At 55.6% G+C, this 914-nt stretch carries 2 protein-coding genes; one reads left to right on the top strand and one right to left on the bottom strand.

Going from position 1 to position 914, the window contains the following annotated elements; all coding sequences use genetic code 11:
• A partial coding sequence (locus J5224_RS30700; RefSeq protein WP_264628809.1) for a LacI family DNA-binding transcriptional regulator occupies positions 1–617 on the top strand: 617 nt, incomplete at its 5' end.
• Between the two features lie 54 nt (positions 618–671).
• Here J5224_RS30700 and J5224_RS30705 read toward each other — a convergent pair.
• Positions 672–914, bottom strand: a 243-nt coding sequence (locus tag J5224_RS30705; protein ID WP_264628810.1) for a hypothetical protein, incomplete at its 5' end; no start/stop codon positions are given.

Below are 914 nucleotides of genomic sequence, written 5' to 3' on the forward strand. Positions count from 1 at the left end.
ACAGAAAGATGCGTTTACCCAGCGTCTCGCCGGATCACCGTTTGATTGGCGAGGTGGCGATGCACTATTTGATTGAGCAAGGGCACCATAACATCCTCAATCTGGTCTGCCTGCGGCGCTATACCATGGAGTGGCGTTTACAAGGGATACGCGAAGCGCTGAACGCCCATAATCTCCCCTTTGATGAGACCTGCCATCTGCTGCTGGCCAACGGCTTCAGCGCGGCGGAAAGTGAACGTGCATTGACTGAATTTCTCGCGCAGTGCCCGGAAGAAAAGCGGCCAACCGCCATTCTGGCAGGCGGCGATTTTATGGCGTTAGGGGCAATGAATGCGTTGCAACGTGCGGGGATTCGCGTACCGCAGGATATCTCCATCATGAGCATTGATGGTTTTAATTTGTTGGCGCTGCATGATATTCCGCTGACCTCGCTGCATGTGCCGCGCGATGAATTGGGAGAAGAAGCGATCAGGTTATTGCAGCAGCGTCTGGCATCGCCCTTACGCCCTGCCAGCAACATTTTGCTGCACGGCACCATGGCGCTTAATGCCTCCGTCAAACGACTGCGCGCCAGCCGAACACCAGCGCGCGGAGATGAAGAGAAACTCTACGATTAAGACGACTCACGCCGCAGCGCAGAGCAATGTTGCGTGAGTGACCGCTTGCTCAGCTTAGAACCACTGGCCGAAACGTCGGATATAGATGCGTTTCATCACCTGAGTGAGCAGGCAGTAGCTCAGCAGGGTAGCGACCAGCCAGGGGAAATATTCCCACGGCAGCGGCGTTAAACCGATATACGCCCCCAGCGGAGAGAACGGAATATAGATACCAAGCGCCATGACCAATGCGGTGGTCAGCATCACCGGCAGGGCCGCGGTGCTTTGGATAAAGGGAATTTTCTGCGTGCGCAACAT

The organism is Candidatus Symbiopectobacterium sp. NZEC135 (genome assembly GCF_025962695.1).